This window comes from Dactylosporangium roseum (assembly GCF_025264685.1).
Taxonomy (GTDB): Bacteria; Actinomycetota; Actinomycetes; order Mycobacteriales; family Micromonosporaceae; genus Dactylosporangium; species Dactylosporangium roseum.
On record NZ_CP073721.1, the window covers coordinates 7,753,709 to 7,778,246 of the forward strand.

At 68.4% G+C, this 24,538-nt stretch carries 29 protein-coding genes and 2 pseudogenes; 8 read left to right on the plus strand and 23 right to left on the minus strand.

Going from position 1 to position 24,538, the window contains the following annotated elements:
* Window positions 1-6: 6 nt before the first annotated feature.
* The 11 genes and pseudogenes from Drose_RS39275 to Drose_RS36445 all read right to left on the minus strand — a co-directional run bounded on the left by Drose_RS39275 (window position 7) and on the right by Drose_RS36445 (window position 7,510).
* Window positions 7-384: a 6-pyruvoyl trahydropterin synthase family protein gene (locus tag Drose_RS39275; RefSeq protein WP_390891275.1), complete on the minus strand. Its 378-nt coding sequence runs from the start codon at window positions 382-384 to the stop codon at window positions 7-9.
* Entirely contained in the window at window positions 353-1,147 is a 795-nt protein-coding gene (locus Drose_RS36405; protein WP_260725735.1) for a nitroreductase family protein, read from the minus strand. The genes Drose_RS39275 and Drose_RS36405 overlap by 32 nt, the downstream gene beginning before the upstream one ends.
* Window positions 1,144-1,788, minus strand: a complete 645-nt coding sequence (locus Drose_RS36410; RefSeq protein ID WP_260725736.1) for a 7-cyano-7-deazaguanine synthase — start codon at window positions 1,786-1,788, stop codon at window positions 1,144-1,146. The genes Drose_RS36405 and Drose_RS36410 overlap by 4 nt, the downstream gene beginning before the upstream one ends.
* Before the next feature lie 11 nt (window positions 1,789-1,799).
* A complete protein-coding gene (locus Drose_RS36415) occupies window positions 1,800-2,870 on the minus strand; it encodes a PfkB family carbohydrate kinase (RefSeq protein WP_260725737.1) in 1,071 nt (356 codons plus the stop codon).
* A gap of 176 nt (window positions 2,871-3,046) precedes the next feature.
* Window positions 3,047-3,376, minus strand: a complete 330-nt coding sequence (locus tag Drose_RS36420; RefSeq protein ID WP_260725738.1) for a hypothetical protein — start codon at window positions 3,374-3,376, stop codon at window positions 3,047-3,049.
* Window positions 3,377-3,413: 37 nt separating this feature from the next.
* Window positions 3,414-4,043: an 8-oxoguanine DNA glycosylase gene (locus tag Drose_RS36425; RefSeq protein ID WP_260725739.1), complete on the minus strand. Its 630-nt coding sequence runs from the start codon at window positions 4,041-4,043 to the stop codon at window positions 3,414-3,416.
* A gap of 122 nt (window positions 4,044-4,165) precedes the next feature.
* A complete protein-coding gene (locus tag Drose_RS36430) occupies window positions 4,166-4,453 on the minus strand; it encodes a helix-turn-helix transcriptional regulator (protein WP_260725740.1) in 288 nt (95 codons plus the stop codon).
* Between the two features lie 1,112 nt (window positions 4,454-5,565).
* Entirely contained in the window at window positions 5,566-5,724 is a 159-nt protein-coding gene (locus tag Drose_RS36435; RefSeq protein ID WP_260725741.1) for a hypothetical protein, read from the minus strand.
* 9 nt (window positions 5,725-5,733) lie between these two features.
* A pseudogene (locus Drose_RS39280) lies at window positions 5,734-5,880 on the minus strand (transposase); the annotation flags it as partial.
* A complete protein-coding gene (locus Drose_RS36440; RefSeq protein WP_260725742.1) occupies window positions 5,881-6,594 on the minus strand; it encodes an IS110 family transposase in 714 nt (237 codons plus the stop codon).
* Between the two features lie 247 nt (window positions 6,595-6,841).
* Complete coding sequence (locus Drose_RS36445; protein ID WP_260725743.1) at window positions 6,842-7,510, minus strand: TetR/AcrR family transcriptional regulator; 669 nt, start codon at window positions 7,508-7,510, stop codon at window positions 6,842-6,844.
* A 54-nt stretch (window positions 7,511-7,564) separates the two neighbouring features.
* On the opposite strand from Drose_RS36445, the gene Drose_RS36450 reads away from it, so the two are divergent.
* Genes Drose_RS36450 through Drose_RS36460 form a run of 3 tightly spaced genes read left to right on the plus strand, consistent with a single transcriptional unit; the run spans window position 7,565 to window position 9,534 of the window.
* Entirely contained in the window at window positions 7,565-8,044 is a 480-nt protein-coding gene (locus Drose_RS36450; RefSeq protein ID WP_260725744.1) for a methyltransferase family protein, read from the plus strand.
* Between the two features lie 31 nt (window positions 8,045-8,075).
* The gene (locus Drose_RS36455) at window positions 8,076-8,210 is read left to right on the plus strand and encodes a hypothetical protein (protein ID WP_260725745.1); all 135 of its coding nucleotides are present in this window, start codon (window positions 8,076-8,078) and stop codon (window positions 8,208-8,210) included.
* Window positions 8,211-8,265: 55 nt separating this feature from the next.
* Window positions 8,266-9,534, plus strand: coding sequence for an ISL3 family transposase (locus tag Drose_RS36460; protein WP_260723251.1), 1,269 nt, complete (start codon window positions 8,266-8,268; stop codon window positions 9,532-9,534).
* Window positions 9,535-9,653: 119 nt separating this feature from the next.
* On the opposite strand, the gene Drose_RS36465 is transcribed toward Drose_RS36460, so the two are convergent.
* The 3 genes and pseudogenes from Drose_RS36465 to Drose_RS36475 all read right to left on the minus strand — a co-directional run bounded on the left by Drose_RS36465 (window position 9,654) and on the right by Drose_RS36475 (window position 10,879).
* A complete protein-coding gene (locus Drose_RS36465; RefSeq protein WP_260725746.1) occupies window positions 9,654-9,788 on the minus strand; it encodes an IS3 family transposase in 135 nt (44 codons plus the stop codon).
* Between the two features lie 77 nt (window positions 9,789-9,865).
* Window positions 9,866-10,510, minus strand: a pseudogene (locus Drose_RS36470) (IS3 family transposase); the annotation flags it as partial.
* Window positions 10,511-10,561: 51 nt separating this feature from the next.
* Window positions 10,562-10,879 carry a transposase gene (locus Drose_RS36475; protein WP_260725747.1) on the minus strand — a complete coding sequence of 106 codons (318 nt, stop codon included), beginning with the start codon at window positions 10,877-10,879 and terminating at the stop codon, window positions 10,562-10,564.
* Between the two features lie 913 nt (window positions 10,880-11,792).
* On the opposite strand from Drose_RS36475, the gene Drose_RS36480 reads away from it, so the two are divergent.
* On the plus strand, window positions 11,793-12,779 hold the full coding sequence (locus Drose_RS36480) for an alpha/beta hydrolase family protein (RefSeq protein ID WP_260725748.1): 987 nt from the start codon (window positions 11,793-11,795) through the stop codon (window positions 12,777-12,779).
* 518 nt (window positions 12,780-13,297) lie between these two features.
* Here Drose_RS36480 and Drose_RS36485 read toward each other — a convergent pair.
* The gene (locus Drose_RS36485) at window positions 13,298-14,821 is read right to left on the minus strand and encodes a nitrilase-related carbon-nitrogen hydrolase (RefSeq protein WP_260725749.1); all 1,524 of its coding nucleotides are present in this window, start codon (window positions 14,819-14,821) and stop codon (window positions 13,298-13,300) included.
* On the minus strand, window positions 14,805-15,380 hold the full coding sequence (locus Drose_RS36490) for a TetR/AcrR family transcriptional regulator (RefSeq protein WP_260725750.1): 576 nt from the start codon (window positions 15,378-15,380) through the stop codon (window positions 14,805-14,807). The genes Drose_RS36485 and Drose_RS36490 overlap by 17 nt, the downstream gene beginning before the upstream one ends.
* Before the next feature lie 260 nt (window positions 15,381-15,640).
* On the opposite strand from Drose_RS36490, the gene Drose_RS36495 reads away from it, so the two are divergent.
* The 3 genes from Drose_RS36495 to Drose_RS36505 all read left to right on the plus strand — a co-directional run bounded on the left by Drose_RS36495 (window position 15,641) and on the right by Drose_RS36505 (window position 17,396).
* The gene (locus Drose_RS36495; RefSeq protein WP_260725751.1) at window positions 15,641-15,997 is read left to right on the plus strand and encodes a hypothetical protein; all 357 of its coding nucleotides are present in this window, start codon (window positions 15,641-15,643) and stop codon (window positions 15,995-15,997) included.
* Window positions 15,998-16,311: 314 nt separating this feature from the next.
* A complete protein-coding gene (locus tag Drose_RS36500) occupies window positions 16,312-16,530 on the plus strand; it encodes a hypothetical protein (protein ID WP_260725752.1) in 219 nt (72 codons plus the stop codon).
* On the plus strand, window positions 16,527-17,396 hold the full coding sequence (locus Drose_RS36505; protein ID WP_260725753.1) for an RNA polymerase sigma factor: 870 nt from the start codon (window positions 16,527-16,529) through the stop codon (window positions 17,394-17,396). The genes Drose_RS36500 and Drose_RS36505 overlap by 4 nt, the downstream gene beginning before the upstream one ends.
* A 489-nt stretch (window positions 17,397-17,885) precedes the next feature.
* Here Drose_RS36505 and Drose_RS36510 read toward each other — a convergent pair whose 3' ends face one another.
* From Drose_RS36510 to Drose_RS36540, 7 genes are all read right to left on the minus strand, one after another.
* A complete protein-coding gene (locus Drose_RS36510) occupies window positions 17,886-18,458 on the minus strand; it encodes a hypothetical protein (RefSeq protein ID WP_260725754.1) in 573 nt (190 codons plus the stop codon).
* 185 nt (window positions 18,459-18,643) lie between these two features.
* Window positions 18,644-18,811 carry a hypothetical protein gene (locus Drose_RS36515; RefSeq protein ID WP_260725755.1) on the minus strand — a complete coding sequence of 56 codons (168 nt, stop codon included), beginning with the start codon at window positions 18,809-18,811 and terminating at the stop codon, window positions 18,644-18,646.
* 110 nt (window positions 18,812-18,921) lie between these two features.
* Complete coding sequence (locus Drose_RS36520; protein WP_260725756.1) at window positions 18,922-20,166, minus strand: DEAD/DEAH box helicase; 1,245 nt, start codon at window positions 20,164-20,166, stop codon at window positions 18,922-18,924.
* A 147-nt stretch (window positions 20,167-20,313) separates the two neighbouring features.
* The gene (locus Drose_RS36525) at window positions 20,314-20,517 is read right to left on the minus strand and encodes a cold-shock protein (protein WP_260725757.1); all 204 of its coding nucleotides are present in this window, start codon (window positions 20,515-20,517) and stop codon (window positions 20,314-20,316) included.
* Between the two features lie 731 nt (window positions 20,518-21,248).
* Window positions 21,249-22,199 (minus strand): nitroreductase family protein, encoded by a 951-nt coding sequence (locus Drose_RS36530; protein ID WP_260725758.1) that lies wholly within the window; start codon window positions 22,197-22,199, stop codon window positions 21,249-21,251.
* Between the two features lie 247 nt (window positions 22,200-22,446).
* The gene (locus Drose_RS36535) at window positions 22,447-22,632 is read right to left on the minus strand and encodes a hypothetical protein (RefSeq protein ID WP_260725759.1); all 186 of its coding nucleotides are present in this window, start codon (window positions 22,630-22,632) and stop codon (window positions 22,447-22,449) included.
* A 165-nt stretch (window positions 22,633-22,797) separates the two neighbouring features.
* On the minus strand, window positions 22,798-23,016 hold the full coding sequence (locus tag Drose_RS36540) for a hypothetical protein (RefSeq protein ID WP_260725760.1): 219 nt from the start codon (window positions 23,014-23,016) through the stop codon (window positions 22,798-22,800).
* 920 nt (window positions 23,017-23,936) lie between these two features.
* Here Drose_RS36540 and Drose_RS36545 point away from each other — a divergent pair.
* Window positions 23,937-24,239 carry a helix-turn-helix domain-containing protein gene (locus Drose_RS36545; RefSeq protein ID WP_260725761.1) on the plus strand — a complete coding sequence of 101 codons (303 nt, stop codon included), beginning with the start codon at window positions 23,937-23,939 and terminating at the stop codon, window positions 24,237-24,239.
* Window positions 24,240-24,538: the final 299 nt, after the last annotated feature.

Here is a 24,538-nt window from a genome sequence, read left to right on the forward strand (position 1 = left end):
CTGGTTTCACGGGCGGACCTCGACGCAGCAGTCCGGGGTTCCCAGAGGTGGATCCGGGTGACAGGCAGCCCAGCTTGGATGAGCGTGCCGAGGATGTGCGGCGCGACCCGCTCGGCGGTGGGGTTGTCGATGCTGTCGTTGAGCAGTGTGGTCGAGGCGGTCGATGAGGGCTCTCTCGACGGCCGACTTGAGGTCAGCGAAGTCGATCACGATGCCGTTGGTTCCGACGGGTCCGGTGATGGTGACTTCGAGGCGATAGGTGTGGCCGTGCAGGCGTGGGCGATTTCCGGATGCCAAGGCAGTTGATGCGCCGCGTCGAAGCTGAATGATCGGGTGACGCTGGCGGTTCTTGTCACGTCTCCTCGCTTTGAGCCGAATCGGCACCGATTCCCGCCATCCCTATGGTGCCGAGGGCGACGGCGCCGAGGTCGACCGGTCCGGTTCCGCTGCCGTCATCGGCGTGCAGGACGCCGCAGGTGCCCACGATGCAGGAGCCCAGGCCGAGATCGGCTGCGGCTAGGTGGACGAGCATGAGCAGCGCGCCGGTTTCACGCCAGAGCAGGGAGATACCACCGGGGTAGCGGCTGAGGGTTCGGTCGGGGTGGGCAACGGCGAGCACCGCAGCCGGCGGTAGACGCGTCTGGTCAATCGCCTGCGCGAGTTCTTGTAGCGCCTGAGTTATCTGATCGGGCGAGTGTGCACCACGGCGCAGGACTGCCGCGTCGGGATCCAGAATCCAGCTTCCCGGATCGAGACCACGGACATGCCGGGCGAGCAGGACGAGGGTCAGCGGATGCCGGCCCCCGGCGGAGGGGGCGGCGCGGTGGGCGATGGGGGCGCCGGCAAGATCAGTCGACCTGCTGCGGGTGAGCCCGGCCCGGGCGAGGACGGTACCGACCTGCGCGAGGTTCGGCGGGTGCAGGTGTCGCTCGCTGCGACGGGCGGTCACAACCTCAGCGAACGGACGGGTGACACCGGTATCGGTGACGGGTATGTCGAGCGGGATAGCCGAGACGGCATGCGGCGCTGCCAGGTCATTGACCGGACTTCCGCCGGACGATGCGGCCCTGACAGGCCGGACGGTGCGGGCCTCGGCGAACGCTAACGCGGCACGGGCCGCCGCAGCGTCTCGCGGCACCCCGATCACGGACCCGGCGTTTGCAGCAAGCCAAGGCGTTCGAGGACCTTGGCGCGTTTCCAGCAGCCCGGACACTGGCCGCAGGGCAGACTCGCCCGGTGGCACGAGACCGTCCAGGCAAGAACGTCTTCGCCCAGTCCGCTCCTGCCCACCAGCGCCGTCGAGGTCTCGTCGATCGCCGGTGTCACGACGCGGACATCTCCTTCTTGAAGCGCGAAGAGCCGGTCTAGCGCAGCGTAGAAGGCCGGGCTGCCGTCAGCGTGACGGTCGCGGTCATCGATCACCGTACCGACCATCACGGTGTGCAGGTTGTTGCGGAGGGCGACTGCGGCGGCCGCGGTGACCAGGATCTGGTTCCGGAAGGGCCACCACTCCGGACTCGGCCCACCCGGCAGCGGCCTGTCGTCTCGGAGCAAGCCGCCACCGGTGTCGCCGAGGTCGAGGCGAAGGTGTTCTATCGGAAGGTCGAGCGCGTCGGTGACCGCGGTGGCCGCGCGCACCTCGGCGGGCGCCGGACGTTGTCCGTAGTCGATGACCAAACACAGTGTGGGCCGTTCCAGGGCTGCCAGGGCGGTGCTGTCCAGGCCGCCGGACAGCAGCAGGACGCTTCCGTCCCGGCGTGCCGAAGTCCGGACGTCGTTACCGCCCACGTCCATTCTGCTCACGCGTGACCCGTGACGCGGCTGGGCGTCAACGGATGACCTTGGGCTGCCCACACCGCGCGGTACAGGGCGCTGGAGAGATCCTGATGCAGTTCGGCACAGGTCCCTACGAGCATCTTCGTGCCCTCGTGCGATGGGCCCTGAAGGAAGCCGACCACCGGCAGCCCCTTGCGGTGCGCCCAGCCGACCTCATAGACGGTGCCGGGGTCCCAGCCGTCGAGCAGGGCGAAGACCGCATGCGCGCGGTCCAGGCCGTCAAGATCACGGGAGGCGACTTCATCGCCGCCGGGTCCGACGTCGTGTAGCGGGCTGAAGACCTGTGCCCCAAGGCCGATCAGGACGCTGCGGCATGTCTCCACAAGCCATCTTTCGGCGAGGTTGAAGAACGGAGCGGCGAGGTAAACGAGCGGATCATTGTCAGGAACGGCGAGTTCGGGGCCCGCGTCGGGGAGCACCTCGTCGACGGGTGCACCGCCGAGCACCTGGTGCGGCACGACCGTGGCCCGCGTCCCGCTCCACCAGGCGGCACTGCTGCTAGCGATGCGAGCGGCCTCGACCGGCTCGGCACCTTTATCCCACGCGTGGGCGTAGGCGGCGGCGAAGACATCCCCGCTGCCCAGGGGCCAAACCGTCCGGGTCGGATAGGGGCCAACCCGGGTCAGGGTCCCCTCGCCGTCTCCGGTCAGGACCATACAGCCGCGGGCGCTGTCCTTCACGACGACCGCGACAGCTCCGCTGGCGCCGCGGACGCGACGCGCGGCCGCCCGGAGGTCGGCGATGCCGCCTGCCAGTGCACGAGTCTCTCGGGCGTTCGCCACGACCGCTACAGCGTCCGCGTGTAGGCCGGTCAGGTCGAGTCGGGTCAGGTCGCGGGGCCGTTGCGGGTCGACGACGAGCCGCCGAGCCCGGATGCTGCGCGGGCCAGTCTCGACCATGCCGAACGCCAACACCGTTTCGTCGTCGGCACTCAAGGCCGCGGTATGGGCCGCCGACGGTCCATCGATCACAGGTGCGGTGACCGGGCTGAAGTAGCGGAACCCCACCGGCTGATCGCGTTCCACCGGGGTCATGGTCAATCCGAGGGCGGCTGCGACCGATGCCGCCAACGGCGCGGTGGGCTCGTCGACCGCCGTGACCAGACGGGCCCGGTTCGGGCCGAGGCACGCGGCGGCCCGAAGTCCGCTACCGGCAAGTTCCTGGTGCGGAGGGACCGTCACCTCTTCGTGGTAGGTGCCACCGACGATTATCACCGCGCAGCCCGTACCTCGACCTGTACGGCTCCGCCGTGGACCGTCAGCACACCGGCCTGGAATAGCACGCCTTGTCGGAGGCAGTTGATCAGTTGGATGGTCGGCGAGATTCCGCCTGCATCGCGACCCTGGTTGTCGATGGCGACGACCAGGTCGGGTGGCCCCTCACGCAACAGGATCTCTAACGTATCCCCGGGTGCGAGTCGATCGGCCACCCCGGGAACGGGTGCTTCGATGTTCCGGATGAGACGCAGGCCGGCGCAGGCATCAATACCACCGCCACCCCCGCCGGTTCCCGTGCCGACAGGTGCGTCACTTCCGCTCATCGTGGCTCCACTCTCGATCCCGCTCCTTCCGGCGACGTTACTCCACGGCGGCGCGTCTTCCTGGGACCCGGGCCGCGTGCGCCCGTTCGGACCAAATGACCGCGTCGAGATCGGCCGCCCGAACCCCGCCCTGACCGGCCCAGGCCAGAAAGAACGCTTCGAGCCGTGGGTAGTCGACTGTCGGTCTCCAGGCCGGGTCGAACACGCCGGCGTCTGTGCCGGCGCGGAGCACGTGCACGTCGATGATCGCCACTTCGTCGCTGCCCAGATGATTACGCACGATCCATCCGGCGGTTTTGGGGCCGATGCCCGCTACCGGCAACAACCAGTCCCGCAGTTCGTGTGAGATGGTGGGAGGCCGCTGGGTAGAAACGTAGCGCAGCGCGGCGGCCAGCCAGCGGGCACGCTGGGCCGGGAAGCGGTAGTGAACGGTGCGGCCGCTGACATCGAGTGGCGCCCGTAGCACCCGTTCAAGCTCACCCTCGTCTGCGCAGCGGGTCAGCAAGCCGGCGTCGCGAACCGCGTGGAAGGCGGCCAGCCCGGTCTCGTAGGGCATGCCGTGACCGCCCAGCAGGCACGCCGCCACCTCTTCGGCAAGATTCCTTCCGAGGCGATGACGATGCGGCCCACGGCGCAACGTTCCGTCTGCGGCGGCAGCTTCGGTCACCGTAACCCAATACGCGGCCGTGCCAACCTGCCAGCTACGCCCCCAGGCAAGCACTCTTTCCGGGTATCCCACCGGGGCAAGGACCACCGTCGGCCCACTGTCGCTAAGGTGCATCGCCCGCGTCATGGCGTCTGGCGCCCGTCGCTGTCCACCGGATCGGCCTCCCGGGACGCCTGCACGTGTAGCTCATCGAGGCTGAGTTCGAGCACTCGAGCGAGACGAGCGACGGTCAGAAACGCCGGTGTCGGGACCCGACCGTTCTCCAGACTACGAACCGTATCGATGGCGACCGACGAGTCGCGCGCAAGATCCGGAGCGGAAAGCTGCCTGCGCTCGCGCCGCTCGGCGATCAGGCGTCCCAGACGTCTGCCGTGCCCTCGATCCTCCTCCGACGTCCTCTTACGCGTCATAGCCGATAACAATACATGTATTATTATCGGCCAGATGACGCCGGGGAGTGGCAGTCGCGTGAGAGTGGCGTGATCAGTGCAGGCAAGGTCGGCATCCGGGCGTCGGTAACCGATTGTCTTGAGGGGCCCGAGTCCCTTCGGGCGCGCAAGATCACTAGGTCTTGAAGATCCTGCCTATCCGTCCCACAGGAGGCTGCGCCGGAGGGTGTCCGCCGTTGAACGCTGGATCGGTCGTTGGATCGCGTTGTGTTCCTAACGTGATCGGACGTAGCGCAACCGTCGAGCACAACCTGTGCCAAACCAGCACGGACGTCCAATGTTCGCGAGCCCGGTCGCGCCGACGGGACGTGAGATCGCGTGGACCTGCGGATACGCGCCGCACCGTTCGAGTACGGAGCCCTTGCGAAACCACACGCTTTCGTGAGATGTTAAGCGGTTAGGGGACTGCACGGATCGTCTGACTACGGATCAAAAGGTTAGGGGTTCGAGTCCCTTCGGGCGCGCACCATCAAGAGGCGGTTGACCTGCGGAAACGTAGATCAACCGCCTCTCACGTTTCGTCCACTGTGGACCTGTTGTGTTCCAAAAGGGATCCACTGTTTCGCAACGGTCCAGGTCGGGGCATGCTGGTGGGGATCCGTCCGTACGGGCTGGTCTGGATCTTGCACTGGGCACCATGGCGTCAGCCAAGATCAAGCAGAGTCCCCGGATCGTGATCCACGGTGGCGCCGACCGTCTTCAGTGAAGATCATCTGCCGGGTCGCATCGCCGTGCGGACGTCCGCGACAGCGCCGGCCGTCCGGGCTGCTGGCTCCATCGCGCCAGCCGCACCCCCCAGTCCCCGCACCCTGACTGGGGCACCACCGCCAACCCGACCCCCGTCCGGGCCCCCACCGCAACCGGCCGCCGACCATCTGACTGCACCACCGCAGCCGATACGCATCCGGATCTGGCTCCCCTCTAGGTCAAGAGGTTGAGGCGGGCGATGCTGTAGGCTCGTCGGAGGCGGGTTCAGCGTGTGACTTGTCCGAAGTGCCAGCTATCGGGATTGGGCTGGCCGCGCTGGATTGCAGAGTCGCTCCCGGTTGTCCGGCTGGACCCGCCGCCCCCGCTCAAGCCTTCCTCGCGTCGCGGACCATGCGTTTGAAGACCACGTCAGATAGCTGGCGTTTGAGCGCGCGCAGCGCTTCCATGCTGGTCTTGCCCTCGGTCAGACGCCGGCGGTAGTAGGCGCGGCCCGGGGTGTCATGGCGGAGTTGGACGATCGCCATGATGTGCAGGACCCGGTTGATGCGCCGGTTCCCGGCCCGGGACAACCGATGGCGGCGTTGATCGCCGGAGGATGCCTCGATAGGGGCGGTGCCGTTCCAGGACGCGAAGTGGGCGGCGGTGCGGAAGCGGTCGACGTCGCCGACATCACCGAGCAGTCAAGCCGCTCCGGACGGGCCGATACCATTGAGCTCTGTGAGGGTGCTGCCGGTCGCGGTGACGAACTCGCGCAGTTGTTTGTCCGCGGTCCGGATCTTGGCGTCGATCGTGGTGAGCTCGTCGATGAGCTCGCGAGCGAGCTGGTGGCGGGTCTGGGCCACGACGCCGACCGGCGCCGGTGCGGTGCGCAGCAGGTAACTGGCTTGCCCACGCGTGAGCAACTTCTTCGCCCCGCCGGGAACAAGCTCAAGCAGCAGGTGGTGGATCCGGCTGACGGTCTCGGTGCGGGCCCGGCCCAGTTCGTCGCGGCGGTCGACCAGCAGCCGCAGCACAACTGCGGTGTCGTCGGCCTGGATCTGACGCAGTCCCGGGCTGCGCAGACCAGCCACGGCAACGCTGTGCGCGTCGACCGGATCGGTCTTTCGACCCTGCCCGGTGTCGAACACCCGCACCCGCGCGGACAGTTTGGCCGGCACGTCGACGACGGTCTCGCCGTCAGCGACCAGACGCTGCGCGACGTGCCGGCCAATCCCGGCGCAACCGTCCACCGCCCACGTCCGATCCACGAAACGGCGGCCGGCCTCGCGCATTCGCGTGTAGCCACCGGTGTCCGTGCCGTACCGGCCCTTCGCGAGGACCTGTTCCCGTTGGTCGATCACCTCGATGGTGGCTGACCGTTTGTGCGGGTCCATCCCGATCACCACACGGCTCATCCGCTTACGCCTCCTCGTTCGTACACTGTGGACGATCGGCGAGGAGGGCAACGCTAATTCGAGCTGGGCATACCCCTCTTGAGCCGCTCCCGGCCACGGTGGCCAGCGGGCGCATGCCAAATGAGAGTCACACCCCGAGTCGCTGTGGACAGCCGAAAGAGAGCTACCCGCTGGTCACCTCGACCCAGCCTGGCCGGGCTGAGGTCGTACATCAAGTGAAACAAGTAGCCGATGACAGCGCACCTGATCAAGCGCTCTCTACAGGCGCCGGCGATCCCGGCGCAGTAAGCAGCGCTGCGGCGACGGTGTCGACGTACCAGCGCTGGAAGCGGTCGGGCGGCCAGCCGCGTTGGCGCACGAGCCAGTCGTAATTACGCACGTCCATGGCGAGCCACAGCACGTCGGCCGCGGTGTCGACGGTGTGCTCCGGCCGCAGTTCGCCGGTCGAGGCGAGTTCGGCGGCGAACATGGTCATGCCGTTGCGGCGATCGTCGACGTTCTTGCGCCAGATCGCCGCGGCCTCCGGATCGGCGGTCGCGGCAGCGGCGAGGGCGAGCATCACCTGGGCCTGCCGGGCATGGGTCTCGACGAGGTGCCAGGCGTAGCGGCCCAGCTTTGAGCGCGCCTCGGTCAGCGCCCGGATCTCCGCGACGAACGGGCGGTCGGGCAGCGCCACGGGCTCGTCGTCGCCAGCCACCGTGACGTCGACCAGCGCCGAGAGCAGCGCCTGCTTGCTACCGAAGACCTTGTACACCGTCTGGATCGCCACCCCCGCCTCGGCCGCGATGGCCGTCAGCGGGGTGGCCGCGTAGCCGGGCTCGACGAATAGGGCGGCGGCCGCGTCCAGGATCGCCCGGCGTGTCTGCCGGGCCTGCTCCTGTCGATGTGCCGACTCGTATCGCCTCTTGACAGCCACCGCACGAGTGTAGTGCTCTATTGGTTAGAGTTTAACTCTACCAAAGGAGTGCCGATGTCGGCCAACACAGCAGCGCAGCGGGGTGCCCGAGTGATCTTCATACCGCCACCGCTGTACTACGCCGCCGGTCTGGCTGGCGGCATGGCGGTCAACGGCGTGGTCGCATTCCCGCTCGGCGGGCGTCCCGCCACCGCAGTCGTCGGGGCGGTCGTCACCGTCCTCGGGCTGACGTTGGCCTTTGCTGGTGTCGCCGCCGTGATCCGGCACCGCACCACGATCGTGCCCCACCGTCCGGTCGCCACCTTGCTCACCGGCGGCGCCTACCGGCTGTCCCGCAACCCGATGTACACCGGCCTGGCCATCGCCTACCTCGGTCTGGCACTGCTATTCGGCTCCTGGTGGCCGCTGGCGCTGTGGCCGCTCGTGATCGTCACCGTGCGCCAACTGGTCATCCGCCCCGAAGAGCACTACCTCACCCAGCGATTCGGCCAGGCCTACACCGACTATCAGTCCCGCGTACGCCGGTGGCTCTAGCCACACGGCGCCCCACCAACCAGGTGCGATCATGAGCATCGAGGCCTTCACCCGGCTCTTCGACGAAGTCTTCACCAAGGGCCACCTCGACGCGGCCGACCAACTCGTCGCGCCAGAGATCATCGAACACCAGTGCCAATTAGTGGGTTTCTGTGGGTGGGGATAGGGGGCTGTAACGGACAAAATGGCGGCGCGCATGGGATGCCGGTTCGTTCACCAGGTTGCTGAAGACCGTTGTGAGCGAAGGGATCCACGTGCGCGCCGCTGCTGTGATCAACCGTCTGCTGGGCTTCGAGGGAACGGTTGTGGACGACGTGTGTTTCACGGATACCGCGATGGTGGTGCAGGTCCGGCTTCGCTCGCAGGTGCTGGTCTGCCCGTGCGGGCGGACCAGCCGGGCCCGGTACGACCGTTCCCGCAGGAAGTGGCGTCATGTCGACTTCGGCCGGTACCGGGTGGTGATCGAAGCGGAGATCCGCCGGGTCGACTGCCGCGGCTGCGGGCAGGTCCGCAGCGAGTGGATGCCGTGGGCCCGGCCCGGCGCCCGGCATACCCGCGACTTCGAGGATATGGCCTGCTGGCTGGCGAAACGGATGTCCAAGAGCGCCGCGGCCGCGCTGCTGGGCACCACCTGGCAGACCGTCGACCACCTCGTAGCCAGGCTCGTCGATACCCACCTGGACAGCGAGCGTCTCGACGCGATCTACCGCATCGGCGTCGACGAGATCGCCTACCGCCGGGGCCGCAAGTTCCTCACCGTGGTCGCCGACCACGACACCGGCCGGGTGGTGTTCGTCGGCGAGGGCCGCAGGCAGGACGTCTTCGGCAGATTCCTGGAGTCTCTCGGCGAGGACGGCCGAGCCCGGATCGAGGCGGTCAGCATGGACATGACCGCGATCTACCGCGGCGCCGCCACCACCCACGTGCCGCACGCGGCGATCTGCCTCGACCCGTTCCACGTGATCAAATGGGCCGGCGAAGCGCTTGACCTGGCCTACCAGACCTGCCGTGAACAGGGCGTAAAGATCGCCGTGGCTGGACTGACACCCGCCCAAACCTGGCAGAAGGCCCGCGGCGCCCTGCGCCAGCCCGCCGGGCAACACGACCCCACCCGCACCGCGATCATCGAACAGCTCCGCCGCAAACACCCCCGCATCCACCACGCCTGGCGCCTCAAAGAAGACCTCCGCCGCCTCTACCAGGTCCCCACCAGCGACGCAGCCGACCACCTACGACGCTGGATCAACCGGGCCAAACGCAGCGGTATCAACGCCTTCGTCACCCTCGCCCGGCGACTGCGCCGCCACCGCACCGGCATCCTCAACGCCATCCACCTCCAACTGTCGAACTCGCTCCTCGAGAGCATCAACGCCGGCATCCGCCTCATCCAACGCCGCTCCCACGGCTACGCCGACCTCGACAACCTCATCGAAATGATCCACCTCTGCCACGGCGGCATCACCACATCACTACCCACAGAAACCCATTAATTGGCACACCAGTTCGCCCCGGACGGCCATCTCGGTCGACGCTGACCCGAGACCAGTTCAAACGATTCGTGCAAATGCTCCGGGCCGGCTGTCAAGCCCCGGGTTTGATGGAGAGTTGGTTAGCTGGTTTCCAGGGATGCGGTGACCGGCTGGGTCATCGCGTGTAGTACCTCGTGCTCGGCAGGCGGGATGTGGCCGAGTTCGCCGTGCAGGCGCCGATTGTTGTACCAGTCGATGTACTCAATGGTGGCCACCCTATGTCGTCGAACCCGCGCCAGGGTCCTTTGTTGCGGACGAGTTCGGCCTTGTAGAGGGAGTTGAACGCCTCGGCCATGGCGTTGTCGTAGGAGTCGCCCTTGGAGCCGACCGAGGCGACAGCGCCGGCTTCGGCGAGCCGCTGACTGTAACGAATCGCTCGATATTGTACGCCCCGGTCCGAGTGGTGTACGAGTCCTTGCAGGTCAGCGCCCCGACTCTGCCGACGCCAGATCGCCGTCTTCAACGCGTCCAACGCCAGATCGGTGTAGAGGCTCGTGGACACCTGCCAGCCGACGATCATGCGGGAGTACACGTCCAGCACGAACGCCGCATACACCCAGCCCACGGCAGTGCGCACGTAGGTCAGGTCCGCGACCCACAGCCTGATTCGGCGCTGTGGCGGTGAAGTCGCGTCTGACCAGGTCACAAGGGCGCCCGGTCTCGGCCGCCGGTCGGGTCGTGCGAGGCGACTTGTCGCGCAGCAGCCCGCGGAGCGCATCAGCCGTTCGACGGTGCACCGGGCCACCTTGACACCGCGTCGGTGCAGCTCGTGCCAGACCTTGCGGGCGCCGTAGACGCTGTAGTTCTCCGCGTGGATCTGCTTGATCATCACGGTCAGTTCGGCGTCGCGGCGGGAGCGGGTGCTGGCGGGGCGGGTCTTGGCAGCGTAGTAGGTGGACGGTGCGATCCGTGCCGGCGTATCTTCAAGTGCCCGCAGGACCGGCTGGACACCGTGTTCGGCCTATTTGAGAGTCGACGAACTCGACCCTCATCGCGACGGACGGTCCAGCTCCGCCGCGAAGAAACTCGCGGCGGACTTCAGGATCTGGTTCGCCCGGCGCAGCTCACGATTCTCCCGTTCCAGCGCGGCGATACGTTCGGCGTCGCTGCTGGTCGTGCCCGGCCGATCACCGGCGTCGGTCTCAGCCTTCTTCACCCACGTCCGCAACGCCTCCGGATGAACCCCGAGCTGATCCGCAATCCGCCGGATCGCGCCGGTTGCGGACGCCGGGTCGCGACGGGCCTCGACCGCCAACCGGGTCGCGCGCTCACCCAGCTCATCGTTGTACTTCTTCGGTGCCGGCATAACGGTGAATCCTCCGGGTGTTCGATGTCTCCATCAAACCCGGGGCGGGACACACCGACCTAATGAAGTACTACTGGCGCCTGTTTCGAAACCGTACGCGGCGAAGGCAGGTTTCGCGGTGGGGCCAGCCGTACAACCGACTCACGGGTACAGCCCACTGTGCTGCAGGTCTTCGTTGCGTTAGATGGGGGTGGTGTCAAACCAGACCGCAGCCACCATCGGGGCATCTGCAACCCCGCATCCACGCCGGCGGCGGCCGGCGCAGTCAAGGTGCGGAAAGTGCACCGCAGTAGTGCGGCCGCGCCGCAACGTGTGGTGCGACGGTGGCGCAGGTTTGTCCGCCGCGCCCATCGGTCCGTCGGTGTCGGGTCGACCTACGTGCACCGCCCAGTCGGGCTCGACAACCTCGGCTGCGGTGCGGCGCTCCACGGCGAATCGCTGCGAGGCGCACTCCAGCACGATGGCGTTACAGCACATGGTGTCCACGGACCCAGGTCGCCACCTTCGCTCGGAACGCGCGCCACCCACCACCAGTGGCCTCGCCGCGCAACCTCCTCAATCCGCGCCACCCGCACCGGCGCGCTCATGGCCACCACGCAAGGATCGCCGCCCCTGCTGCCCTTGAGCTGCACCACGCACCGAAGGGAAATGTATGTCCAGACGTGTTTCAACTCGCTCACCGTGGCGACGGATCGGCCGGCTGGCACGACTCGTGCCGCTGCTGGTCGGCATCGTCGTGACCTCAGGTCTACCGATGGCCGCGGCTCCACGCGCGGCAGCCTCCGCGCCGCCAACAGTTCAGCTCAGGCTGCCCGCACCGACTGGTCGGCACGGTATTGGCACAGTCTCCCTGCACCTCGTCGACCCGTCCCGTCCCGACCCGTGGGTACCCACTCAACCGTTCCGAGAACTCATGATCCAGCTCTGGTACCCGGCCGCCGCGGTCGACGGGTACCCACTCGCGCCGTGGCTGGAACCCGCCACGGTGGCCGCGTACGAACAGTCGAACGGCCTGCCCGCCGGGGTGCTAAGCTGGCCATCGACCCACGCAAATGTCGGCGCTCCGATGGCCCGGCACGCAGGCCGACGGCCCGTGGTGCTCTACTCGCACGGGCTGGGTGGCGGACGCACCGAGAACACCGGCCTCGTCGAAGACCTCGCCAGTCACGGCTACATCGTGGTAGCCATCGACCACATCCACGACGCCCGTGTCGTCGGACTCCCTGACGGACGCCTGGAGACCACGGCGATCCCCGAACTCACCCATGACAACGAGCTGCGACTGACCACCCAGGCGGTCGACGCCAGAGTCCGCGACACTCGCTTCGTCCTCGACCAACTCGCTGCGATCAATGGTGGCGACAACCCCGATGCCGAACGTCGGCCGCTACCCCGTGGCCTGCGCGGCACACTCGACCTCAACCACATCGGCATGTTCGGCCACTCAGACGGCGGCGCCACCACCGCTGCGGCCATGCACCTCGACTCCCGTATCAGCGCCGGAGTCAACCTGGACGGCACACTCTGGACCCCAGAGGCCAGAGCCGGCAGCACCCGCCCGCTCTTGCTATTCGGTAAGCAGAACCTCGACCCGTTCCAGGCGAACACCTGGGCGGCGTTCTGGGCCAGCCATCGAGGGCCGAAACTGCGGCTCAGTCTGATCGGCTCAACCCACGCCACCTTCGAAGACGTCGCCGTCCTGGTGCCACAGGCCGCCTCGACCCTCGGCATATCCGCAGAACGACTCGCTGCGGCGTTCGGAGCTATCGACGGACAACGCGCCATCGTCATCCTGCGTGCCTACCTCAAGGCCTACTTCGACGTGTACCTGCGCCACCGCGGCGACCGGCTCCTGAACGGGCCAACAGTGCGCTACCCCGAGGTGCAGTTCGTTTGCTGATGCCATTTGGCCGCCCGCGTACGCCGTCCGGCCCGCGTGTCTTGACGTGTGGCGACCCGAATCCGCGGCAACGCCGTAGCCCCGACGCTGACCTCGTCACCTGCATCGTGGGCGCCTCGGATCAGCACGACTGAGGCGGCAGCGCCGTGCATGCGAAAAGGCGGAAGCGCGCCGGCGCTCGGCCACACCAAGCGGGTCGGGTCGGCGACCCGACCCGCCGGCGCCGTGTGCCGACGCTCCGGTTCCGGCCCAGATCGCCGCGAAACCGCCGTCCGGTGCGGCCACTACGAACCCAGAATCGACGCTTCGCGGGCTACACGGATGGCTGCTGCGGCGTTCGCCGAGTTCACCCAAGCGATCTGACTGCGGCCCCAACATAGGGTATACGCGTTCGTCGATCCGCAACGCAACGGCGCCCCTTCCCGAGACCAACGATGCCTACCCAACCCGTCGGGCATAACAGCGACCGGGGAAAGCCCGGGTTCCACAGATGAGTAGCATTCTGAGAACGGACATGGTCATCTGTGGCGGTGGCTGCGGTCTGGCCGCGACGCCGCGCCGAGTCGGGGTCGTTGGTAGAGCATGACTAGCGCCAGCGCTGTGAGAACGCTGCAGAGCCAGGCGAACCAGTCGCCGAGCCGAACGTAGAGTGTGGTGGAGGGTCCTGCCGGAAGGGTGACGGTCGTGGCCGTTGTGCCGGCTGTCGTCCTGATGTCGGCGAGGACCCGCCCGTTGGCGTCCGATGCGGTGAGACGACCGCGGCCCGCGGAGCGCGCGATGGGGACGGCGGTTTCGACTCCACGCACCATCGCGGAGCGGCTGTGCAGCCATCCGTCGCGGTCGACGTCCAGGGCGGGCACGAGCAGCACGCTGACGCCTTGCCCGGCGTATCGCCGTGCGAGTGCCGGATAGTCCATGTCCTTGCAGATCGCCAGACCTATCTGGGTGTCCGGCAGCGATACGAGTTCGTTTCCGGGCGTGAAGTCGTCTTCCCAGCCGGGGACGAGGTGTTGCTTGTCGTATCGGACGGCTCCGTTGGCGGTGTAGGCCATGGCAACGTTGTGCACGCCCGTATCGTCTTCGAAAGTCAGGCCGATCACGATCGTCGTTCGATTGACGGCAGCGGCCACGGTGAGGCGATCTCCGAGGTCCACGATGTCGGTGCTCGTTACTTTGAACACCTTCTCCGGCAGGACAGCGATCGTTGCCCCGGAGGACGCCAGGGCGGGAAGCTGCTCGAGATACGTATCGAGTACCGTGCGGCCCTCCGGCGACCTCAGCGGCAACGAGTCCTCCGATTGCCGCACGTCGAGCAGCGCGATCGTTACAGACGGCGCAGACTCGATGGTGTGAAGGTGCCAGAACCCGTACCCAAGCGTGACGGCGGAGAGGACGGCGACGAGGGCAACGACCTTCGGCCATGCGGCGCGCGCGACCGTCGGCACGCAGAGAACCGCGAGCGCCGCGGGTGTGGCCATCAGGACGAAGCTGACTCCCCAGACCCCGGTCGCTGACGCCAACTGTATGACGGGCAGCGTGTCCGCCTGGGTGTAGGCGAGGCCGGGAAAGGCGCCGCCAGGCGAGACGAGCGACATGAAATACTCGCCCGCCGCCCACGCCGCGGGTGCCGCGAGTACGGAAAGAACCACGCGCCGCCGCCGCATCAGGGCTCGGAAGAGCACGATCGTGCCGGCGAACATGGTGGCCTGGAAGGCGAGGAAGGCGACGACGACTCCCGCAGGCATCTGGAGGTCGTCGCGGAAGTACGTCCACATGTTCAGCTCTCCGGCCGACCATGCAAGAGCAGCGGCGCATGCCGCAGCCCAGCTCGACGCGCGGGCAGCCACCGCGAACAGGGGTAGTGGCGCGAGCCACGTCAAACCGCTTATCGGGTTCAGCCCGGTGCCGAACCACAGCAACACCGCCGACGTCGCCGTCGCAAGGACCAGCACCCACAGCGGCGTGGCCCGTTCCGCAGCCACGGATGCTTCCGGTGACTTCTTGGCCGGCCGTCCTCGGGCCATGTCAAGCACGGAACCCATCAAGCATCCTTCCCACGAAGCGGTGACACAGAGCGCGGAACTCCTCTTCGGACAGATCGATACGGCCTGCGCCATAGAGCCGAACAAGCCCGTGGATCATCGCGGCGAACATGAGGGCGAGCTCCCACTCGTCCTCATCACGTAACTCGCCGCGGCGGATGCCATCACGTACCACGTCCGCGACGAGGTTCAGGGACGGCGAACCCCCGTCCCGGAAGTTGTCGGGCCACCGGCGTGCGCCTTCGCGCCGCTCCGTGAAGAGGAAGTCATACAGGCGGGGTTGACCGAGCGCGAAATCGAGATGATCGTCGAGTAGCTCGATCACCCGTTTATCGAGATCCGCTGAGCGGGGCCGGTGCGTCCAGCGATGGCCGATCTCGGCGAAGCAGGCGTGCGCGACGCTGTTCAGCAGTGCCTCGCGATTGGCGTAATGCCGGTAGATGGTCATGGGCGTGACACCGGCGGCTGCCGCCACGCGCCGCATGCTTACCGCGTCGGCACCTTCGTCAATCACAATCTCCCGCGCTATTGCCAGGAGACGCTCTGCGGTCGCGCTCACGTCTACACCGTAGACTAAGTCTACGGTGTAGACAAGCATCACGGGACATTCCCCACACCGGCGCCTACACCGCCACGGCCCGCGCCCAACGTGCCGCGGCTGAACCACCCGGACGGCATCCGCGCCGCCGAACACAAGCCGCTACAACAACTCGCCACGGTCGCCCAGGTCAGGTTCACGGTGCCGCCGACGCTGTCACCAACGACCCAGCCCAGCCGCGAGCGTTCGCCGACGAGTACGGGCGGATCGTCCACAAACCGTTGACCGGCGGCATTCTCGACAACGGCAAGGTGATGTACGCCAGCCTGATCGATCCGGACGCTTTGGAAAACAAGCGTGGCGGCAACCGCGCAACTGCTTCAGCAACAGGTCCCGAAGACCACGAGTTGCGCGTGACGGTGGTCGACGGAACCGTGTTCACATCGAGGGCCGCCGAATCGGCTACTCACCAGTGCCCTTGGCACATGCGACGGTGGAGGCTCCCAGCCTCCGGTGAGCCATACCGTTCCACACGCCTCCTGCTGCTGTCAGTCCCGCTCGCGATCTTGGCGCTGCTCGACCGCGGCGCCGACCAGCACAAGGTCACGGCCCTCCTACCCGCGCGCAAGCCCGCGTGAACGCGGGCTTGCGGTGCCGCTGGCGGTGGCCGGGTAGAGCTGGCCGCTAGCAATCTTGCCCACGAGGTAACGGGCACGGCTGCCCGCCACCGTCCTGGAGGTTATGCGAACAGCACCGCTCAGCCGACCAGTCTGCACGAGCTGTCGGGTTCCATGGCCGCAGGCGTTGACCCTGGTGGCGAGCCCCCGGTTCGACTGGTCGCGCCGCCCACCAAAGAACCTTGATGATTGCGGTAAAGGAATCTTGCGCTACGCCCTCAACAAGGAGTACGAGCCCCACCCCTGCGGGGCCGACGACTTGATGGAGGACGGGCATGATCGATCCGATCGGGTTCGGCGCGGCGCTGCTCGGCGCCCACGGCGTCTGGCGGCTGGCGGCGCTGCTGATCGAGCGCCGCATGCTGCGCGACCGGGCAGAGTTCGTGCGCAACGCCGCCGCGCTGGCGCCCGGGACCCGTATCGTGAGCCGGGACCCGAAGGGCACCGTCACGATGCTGGTCTCGACCGCGCCCGGCCGGGATGCCCAGCGATGACCCTCGAACAGCTCGCGGAGGTCGACGAGGTGGACGCAGCCGGCCTGCCACCCGACGTCGACGAGCGCTTCACGCGCTTCTATATCGAGCACCACCCGGCGCTGCTGAAGTTCGTGCGCAAGCTGTGCAGGCGATACCGGCTGCCTGAGTCCCGGGTCGACCCGCAGGACATCGTGCAGGAGGTGTTCCTGGCGGCTTGGACGAACTGGTCCACCGTCGACCACCCGGTGCGCTGGACCTATGTCGTCGCGCGGCGGCGAGTCGGTGACCGCGCCGATACGGCCCGCCGGCTCCCCGACCACACGCTGCCCGAGCACGACGGCCGGCACTGCCAGCCGCTCGAGGACCTCAGCGTGGCCAAGGACGAGCCGTTCGACGCGCTGCTCGTCAGCGAGATCTACACGGCGTTCCTCGCGCTGCCGCCGCAGCAGCGCAACGCCACCGTCCTGCGCCACGTCGCGGGGTTCAGCTCCGCCGAGATCGCCGAGCGGCTCGGCTGCTCGACCGCCACCGCCGACGTCCACGTCCACCGCGGCGTCAACGCTGTGCGGCAGCGGCTGGCCGAGCAGGAGCCGCTGTTCGTCGACGACACCGGCCGCCGCGCCCGGCGTATCCGCAGGCTTGTGACCGGTGCCGCTGCTGCGGCGATCGCCCTGGCCCTGGCCTGGATTGCCACCATTCTGCGGCTGGCCGGGCCGGCGCCCGACCCGAACGGCCCCACGCCGGATCCCGGCCGACCGTGGATTCCGCTCGGTGGTGTCAGCAGCGGCGGTGTCAGCCGGGTGCTGATCGCGCTCGGCGCGCTGCTCGTCGGCTTCGGGATCGTCGCCATCATGCTCCTGCTGCGCCGCCGCGACGACGAGTGATCGATCGGGAGATTGCCGCGCCGACGCTCGCAGGCCTCGGGCGTCATTCCGCTCTCCAACTCGGCGGCGAGCGGAACGACGTCGCTGCGCCGGGCCGACGCCGCTGTTGTGGCTCCTCGGTCGGGCCGGGCGAGAGCCGCACCGTCCAGCGGTCTACGACCCGGCCGAGCGTCCACACACGGCGATCGCAACGACCGAGGCCAGTACGAACAGCCCGATGATGGCATGGCCAGCGCCAACCAGGGGCGATGCCGGCGATCCGCAGCGAGCGGCGCGGTGTGATGTCGGCCTGGTCGGCGAGGACGCCGGTGGGATCGCCCTGAACCGCGGCCTGGTCCTCACCGCCATCGGGCACCTGCTCTCCCGCGGCGGCGTGGTCGCGTTCGACCCCGAAGGAGCCGGTCTTTGCCCCTGTCGAAGGTCGAGGTCGAGGTCGACTGCACGGGTGCCCGTAGTCCTCTGCGCGCGCGAGCCCGCGTTGGTTGACGGTCACCGGTCGTCACGGGCCGGGCGCGACGCGGCCTCGCCGTCTTCAGTCAACCCAAATCGGAGAAGCTGGCTGGCGCCAACGTTGTTCCCAACATCCGTGCACAGTTCGGCCAATTCTTGCAGGGCGTGGGTGTTGCCGCGATCGATGGCTTGCCGGTACACGGTTTCTGCACCCTCGGTGTCGCCGGACCGGCGCCGCAGTCCCGTCAGGCTCAGCAGCGAGCCGGTGCGGCCGCGGTCCGCGCCTCGCTGGAACAGGGCTTCCGCGCCTGCGGTGTCTCCATTTATCTCCCGCATCACGGCTAGAGCGTCGAACACGGCCGGGTTGCCGCCGCGGTCGACAATTTGCACGGCCAAAGCCTCTGCGGCGTCGGCGTCTGCGGCTTGTTCGCGTAACCATGCCAGGAACCACAACGTTTCGGTGTTGCCGTAGTCGGCGGCCGGCACGGCCAGTGCCTCAGCGTCAACGCTGTTACCGGTCGTTTCCCGCCGTCTGGCCAGGTCGTGCAGGGCGCTGGTGTCGCCGCGGTCGGCGGTCAGCACGGCGAGTGCTTTCGCCCCTTCGTCGACCATAAGGTCTTACAACGCACACCTAAGCCGTCTTACGGATCGGCTGAGCTCTCATGCCGCGGACAGCGCGTTCGCGATGGTTGCAATCAGTGCTATCGCCGCTGTCGGCGGCCCTGGGTGTTGGGGCTCACGCTGCTCGACCTAGCCACGGAACCTGTTCAAGCTCACGGCGCGCGGGGCCGGTGTCATCACTTCTGTTGGGCGCGCGGCACCGTGGCCGCCACAACGACGAACGGGTGGCGCAGCCGGTGCATCGCCACCTCGCCGCGGTCGGACGCGCGCGACGCGACGGCGTCTTCCGGGGCGGTGGGTGGAGCAAGGAACGGTGTCGTACGGTCACTGAACGCAGCAGTCACGGGTGATCTCGTCTCTGATTCGGGGATGAGGCCTGTCATGTCATATCCGCGACGGGTACCGCTACACGGATGTGATCCGGTCGGTGAGACCCGAGCGGCGGGGTGTCCGGCTAGCGAACGGTGCGGGTCCTGCCTGCGTCGTGGGCGGCCGTTGGCGCGAGGGCGGGATGGCCGGGGCGCACGGTCGTGCAGTGCGGCTGGATGCCGGCGCTGGCCATCAGGTGGTGGATTTTGCGGCGCTGGTCGGCCGAGACGAGGGTGAGCACGGTTCCGCTGCGTCCGGCGCGGGCCGTGCGTCCGCCGCGGTGCAGATAGTCCTTGCCGTCGGCCGGCGGGTCGACGTTGACGACCAGGTCGAGATCGTCGATGTGCACGCCGCGGGCGGCCACGTTCGTCGCGACGAGGACTCGCAAGGCGCCGTTGCGGAACTGTTCGAGGGCCCGGGTGCGCTGTCCCTGCGACTTGCCGCCGTGGATCGCGGCGGCGAGCAGTCCGGTGGCGGTGAGGTGCCGGGCGAGCCGGTCGGCGCCGTGTTTGGTGGCGACGAACATCATTGTCCGCGTGTTGCGGGCGGCGATGTCGGCCACGGTGGCGGCCTTGTCGGCGGGGCCGACCTCGAGGAGGTGGTGGGCCATCGTGGTGACGGCCGCGGCGGGCGGGTCCGTGCTGTGGGTGACCGGGTCGGCGAGGAACCGGCGGACGAGCTTGTTGACGGCGGCGTCCAGGGTGGCGGAGAACAGCATGCGTTGCCCGCCGGGCAGGACCTGGTCGAGCAGCGCGGTGACCTGGGGAAGGAAACCGATGTCGGCCATCTGGTCGGCCTCGTCGACGACTGCGATCTCGACCATATCGAGTCGGCAGTGTCCCTGGTGGACGAGGTCGGCGAGGCGGCCTGGAGTGGCGACGAGGAGTTCGGCGCCACGGGCCAGGGCGGCCGCCTGCGCACGCGGCGACAGGCCGCCGACGACCGTGGCGCAGCGCAGTCCGAGCGCCTGCGCGTACGGGGCGAGCGCCGTGGTGACCTGTTGGGCCAGTTCGCGGGTGGGTACGAGCACGAGCGCGAGGGGCCGCTGCCGGGTCGCTCGGCGGCTGCGCAGGCGGTCGAGCAGCGGCAGGCCGAAGGCGAGGGTCTTGCCGGAACCGGTCTGCCCCCGGCCGAGGATGTCGCGGCCGGCCAACGCGTCGGCCAGCGTGGCCGCCTGGATGGGGAACGGGGCGGTCAGGCCCCGGGAACGCAGCGCGGCGACGAGACGCCGGTCGAGGCCGGACTCGGCGAAGGTGCCGGGGGCCGTCGCCGGGCGGGTGTCAGGTGTGCGCAGTCGTCGCCGCTGCGGCGGCATGATCGTCGTGGTCATGTGGTGCCTTCCTCAAACGGCGCGTCGCGGGGAAGGCACGGGCCGCAGGCCACGGGACATCGCAAGTACGAACCTGGACGGATGACGGTAGGTGCAGCGCCGAACGGCGGCCCGCTGAACCAGCGAGCCGCCGTGGAAAAGCGTGGATCAGAGCGCGCGAACGTTCGCCGCCTGCGGACCCTTCGGGCCCTGGGTGATGTCGAACTCCACCCGCTGGTTCTCCTCCAGGTTGCGAAAGCCGCTCGCCGAGATCGCCGAGTAGTGGGCGAAGACATCGTCGCCGCCGCCGTCCTGGCTGATGAAACCGAAGCCCTTTTCGCCGTTGAACCACTTCACGGTGCCGAAAGCCATGTCTGCTCCTTCGCAGGCTGGTAAGAGACCGCACCATGCGGACTCTCGCGCCGCCGCGTTGATCACCCGCGTCGGAAAGACACGACATACAAAAAGCGCCTGGATCGGGTTCAGATACCCACCAGGCGCTAAAAACGTCTACGGAAATCAAAACTGCAACCTCAATACCGTAGCACACTACGGATCAGAGGGTTTGGGTTCGCGTGGCCTGCGAGGGGTAGCCGCCGCGGCGGGCGCGTTCTGGGGGGGCCGAGCAGGTCGGTGGCGGAGCAGTGGAAGCACCAACTGCCGTGCCCACGATCGGCGAGCTGCGCAGTAGCACTACCGGCGATCATCGCTAGCGACCGCTGGCCGTCCCAACCGCCATGGCCGTCAGAATCAAGATTGCGGGATCCCCGGCGAGAAGGCTCCCCACCAGCCGGATGACATTCTCGGCAAGCGCAATGCCCCGACCCTGGCTGCGTGTACACGGACCAGCGCGTCGCCGTCGCCGATCGCGGACCGGTCATTGTTGCGAGGCGCACAACGGTCCTCGGCTCGGCCGTAGCGCACCCATGAACCATCCATTGTGGCCGCGGCACGCGCCTCGGGCATTGCGGGCATCGGCTGGTTCAGCCGAGCGGTCACGGGGGGACGGGACGAGGCTCACGGTGCGCTCGCCGGTCACAGGCTTTCGTTGGAAGGCAACGGTTTCGCCGTCGCTGCGGCGGTGGCCTCGCGAACCGGCGGTGTCAGCGTCGATCGATGACCTGGGCCGCCCGTGCGCGGCGCGGGCCGGACGGCGGCATGGTGGCATGGCCGAGGCGCAGCAGCAGGTACGGGTAGCCGACGCAGCCGATCATGATCTGGACCGCTTGTCGCGTGGCGAGCACCTCGACGGCCGCGCTGAGCGGCAGGACGGAGACGCCGGCGGCGGTCGCGGTCAGCCAGCCGGCGGACAGCGCCTCGCCCGCGCGAAGCCAGTCTTCCGGCTCGTCGGTGTGGCCGTATAGCAGCGCGAACGTCGCGCCGCGGCCATCGGCGAGGCCCGCCGGCCCGACGCCGATCGAGCGGTCCCCCGATCCGGACGGTACGGGCAGGCCACCAGAGGCGACCCGGGCAAGCTCGAGCACCTCGTCCGGGTAGAGCACGTGGAGCGACGTCTCCTCGGCCCGCACCGCGGAGGTGACGGCCTTGAGCTGCGCGGCTGCGATCGGCACGCCGGTAACCGGCGTCCGGTCGGTGCGGCGCAGGGGAATGCTGCTCATGAGCGCCGCACCCGCCGGCTCGGCCAGCGAGCGCTCCTCGAGCCGCAGCGACGCGAGCCGGTCCGGGTCGGCGGGGTCCGGCCGGCGGTTCATCGTGAGCCGCCAGCCCGCCGCCGCCAGCGCGATCCGTGCGTGATGCAGGGCCGCACCGCAACTGATGATGGCCAAACGGCCGTCGACATCGACGTCATGGTCGATGCAGGCGCGGTCGAGGTACAGGGCCAGGGTGTTGCCGGTCAGTCGCCACCGCCATGGCTGGCTGTCGAGGATGGAAGGTGCGAACCCGGCCATTTCGGCCGCGGCCCGCAGCGCATGGACGACGGCTTGGACGCCGATCGGATGGATCGTCGCTCCGGCCGGCGCCGCAGCGGCCGATTTCACGTTCGCCGGACCCGTCGAGTCGTGCCGACGATCGGGCCTGGGCTTGAACTGCATGACCTGCATTGGACAGAGACCTCCGAACCAGCGCCGCAGAAACGGCGGGTGAAGGCGAGAAGGAGTAGTCGCCCCGGCCACACGCGGCCGCATTACCACGGGCCGCGGACCAAGCCTACGCCAGTTCGCGCGCACGCCCTATGACGGCCGTCGCCTTGATGCCGGGCGCCCGAAACGCCGGACCGCGCATATGCGAACCGGCCGGCCGGTCACTGTCGCCGGCCGGGTCGGCCCGGCCGGCGACGCATCAGCGGCCGGTGGGCGGAATCAACGAGGTGGTGTCGCCGGCGGAGTCCAACCGCTGCGCGTGCTGCAGCGCGGACAGCGGTGCGAGCGTCGACTCGGCGCCCTGGTTTTCGTTGGGCCCGGAGGCGGTCGGCCCGTCGCAGCCGCCGGTCGACGGCTCGTGCGGCGGCATCACGATTGCGCGCATCGACGGCCGTACGCGGGCCGCCGCAGTGCCGAGGCCCACAGCGCCCGGCCCCACCAGGCACCGGTCGGCCGCTCGTCCTGCCACCGCCGGTCCGGTTCGAGCCGGTTGCGGAACGCGCCGGCGGGTCGCCGTCCCCCTGGCCGGCGGCCGCTATCGGGGTTGGGGTCAGGTGGCGCCGGTAATGCGGTCAGCGCCTTCGTCGATGGCCTGCGCTTCGGCGGTCACGGCGTCGCCGAGGCGGTCCAGTCGCTGCCCGGTTGCCGCGTCCGGGGAGCGGCGGGCACTGCGATGTAAGGTCGCCTCGGCCTCTTCCAGTTGCTGCGCGGTGTTGCGCATGGTGTCTGCGGTCCGTGCACGCTCGCCGGTTTCGTCACGCAACGTCACCCCACCCTGATACCCGGCGGCCAGCCTGGGTAACCGCCGCGGTCGTCAGCGCCGCTCATCTCGGCGTCAGTGGCGGTCCCGCCGGGCTGCGGCGCGACGGTCGAACGGGCGGCGCCGCTGGCGGGGGCCCGGCGGTGCCAGCGGTTATCGACGGCCCGATTGCCCGCCGGCCGGTGCGCCACGGCGGCCGCTGACCGGCCCCGCGCGATCGACGACCATGTCGGCGTGCCCGGCGGATTGAGCACCGTGGCCGGGCATCTGCCGCTGCGGCAGCCGCTTCAGCGGTCGTTCCCGTGAGGCGCCCGGCGCCAGGCGGGCAGCGGCGCTTCCCCGGAGCTTCGGTGGATCACCCAGAGAATCTGTGCTGGAGACACTAGACATGCTCTCCATCGCCGACTAATCTTCCTCGAGTCGAGAACAGGGAGTACGAGAGACGCTGACGATCCGCCCCGACAGTTGGGTGGAGAGCTGAGCCGGCAACATTACGGTTCGCTCAGTACGGCAGTACGAGATGGAAACCCCGGATGTTCGGGGGTGCAGGTGGGCGAGCCGGAAATTCGTTGGCGGCATCGCCCGTAGGGCAGTTCGGCCGCCGGTGGGGTCGCGAAGTTGCGTGGACCCGCAGCACCGGCGGAGTGCAGCACAGAGCAACACACGGCAACACGAAGAGAAGCAGAGGAAAGGGAGGGCTCTACACCGCTGGATCGCCCGCACCGGCCGCAGTTCAGCTGGGCGGACACCGTTGTTTCCATCGAACGAGAGGTGGTCTCCGGTCACGCTTATGCGATCCTCGCACCCGACGCTGTCTGTGGCGTTCGGGGCGGACAAGACAAGCCGACGCACGTGTCGGCAGATGGTGTGTAACCCATAACCCTTGGGCCCCGGCGCTATCGCGCCGGGGCCCTCGACGCGGAGGCGCTATGACCCAACCCGATGACCTGTTCGGCGACGAGGATTACCCCGCCTACACGATGGGCCGCGCCGCGGACATCGTCGGCACGTCACAGGACTTCCTTCGCCGCCTCGACGAGCTGAAACTCATCACCCCGCAACGCTCCGCCGGCGGACATCGCCGGTACTCCCGCTACCAGCTACGCCTCGCCGCCCGCGCCCGGGAGATGGTCGACCAGGGCACCGCCGTCGAGGCCGCCTGCCGGATCATCATCCTCGAAGACCAGCTCGAGGAAGCGCTGCGTATCAACGCAGAACGCCACTCCACCTGACCTCCACCCGCCCCGGCCAGGTGCAGGCGACAACCCCGGTGAAGCGCCATACCGAAGGTCGCACTACCGGCGGTGCTGCCCGGCGGGCCGCCATCGACCTCCAGCGCGGAGCCGGGCGGCGAGTTCCGCCACGGACCGGCCATCTGCGGGTGGCTCCGCCCAGCCAGTCGGCACCATCGGTGCGGGAGAACCCGCCGTAGCCGGTGAACGCGACCGGGTACGGCGACACCCGCGTATCGCGGTGCAGATCAAGCAGGGAGCGAAGGGCTGTCGCGGCCTTCTTCACATGTGCGGATTCC

Excerpts from the sequence above, each read along its gene's own strand:
- Drose_RS36415 (WP_260725737.1), bottom strand. The coding sequence starts at position 2,870 with ATGACCCCGGTGGAACGCGATCAGCCGGTGGGGTTCCGCTACTTCAGC.
- Drose_RS36420 (WP_260725738.1), bottom strand. The coding sequence starts at position 3,376 with ATGAGCGGAAGTGACGCACCTGTCGGCACGGGAACCGGCGGGGGTGGC.
- Drose_RS36430 (WP_260725740.1), bottom strand. The coding sequence starts at position 4,453 with ATGACGCGTAAGAGGACGTCGGAGGAGGATCGAGGGCACGGCAGACGT.
- Drose_RS36435 (WP_260725741.1), bottom strand. The coding sequence starts at position 5,724 with ATGGCGATCGTCCAACTCCGCCATGACACCCCGGGCCGCGCCTACTAC.
- Drose_RS36440 (WP_260725742.1), bottom strand. The coding sequence starts at position 6,594 with ATGAGCCGTGTGGTGATCGGGATGGACCCGCACAAACGGTCAGCCACC.
- Drose_RS36450 (WP_260725744.1), top strand. The coding sequence starts at position 7,565 with ATGTCGGCCAACACAGCAGCGCAGCGGGGTGCCCGAGTGATCTTCATA.
- Drose_RS36455 (WP_260725745.1), top strand. The coding sequence starts at position 8,076 with ATGAGCATCGAGGCCTTCACCCGGCTCTTCGACGAAGTCTTCACCAAG.
- Drose_RS36475 (WP_260725747.1), bottom strand. The coding sequence starts at position 10,879 with ATGCCGGCACCGAAGAAGTACAACGATGAGCTGGGTGAGCGCGCGACC.
- Drose_RS36480 (WP_260725748.1), top strand. The coding sequence starts at position 11,793 with ATGATCCAGCTCTGGTACCCGGCCGCCGCGGTCGACGGGTACCCACTC.
- Drose_RS36485 (WP_260725749.1), bottom strand. The coding sequence starts at position 14,821 with ATGGGTTCCGTGCTTGACATGGCCCGAGGACGGCCGGCCAAGAAGTCA.
- Drose_RS36500 (WP_260725752.1), top strand. The coding sequence starts at position 16,312 with ATGATCGATCCGATCGGGTTCGGCGCGGCGCTGCTCGGCGCCCACGGC.
- Drose_RS36505 (WP_260725753.1), top strand. The coding sequence starts at position 16,527 with ATGACCCTCGAACAGCTCGCGGAGGTCGACGAGGTGGACGCAGCCGGC.
- Drose_RS36510 (WP_260725754.1), bottom strand. The coding sequence starts at position 18,458 with ATGGTCGACGAAGGGGCGAAAGCACTCGCCGTGCTGACCGCCGACCGC.
- Drose_RS36520 (WP_260725756.1), bottom strand. The coding sequence starts at position 20,166 with ATGACCACGACGATCATGCCGCCGCAGCGGCGACGACTGCGCACACCT.
- Drose_RS36525 (WP_260725757.1), bottom strand. The coding sequence starts at position 20,517 with ATGGCTTTCGGCACCGTGAAGTGGTTCAACGGCGAAAAGGGCTTCGGT.
- Drose_RS36530 (WP_260725758.1), bottom strand. The coding sequence starts at position 22,199 with ATGCAGTTCAAGCCCAGGCCCGATCGTCGGCACGACTCGACGGGTCCG.
- Drose_RS36535 (WP_260725759.1), bottom strand. The coding sequence starts at position 22,632 with ATGCGCGCAATCGTGATGCCGCCGCACGAGCCGTCGACCGGCGGCTGC.
- Drose_RS36545 (WP_260725761.1), top strand. The coding sequence starts at position 23,937 with ATGACCCAACCCGATGACCTGTTCGGCGACGAGGATTACCCCGCCTAC.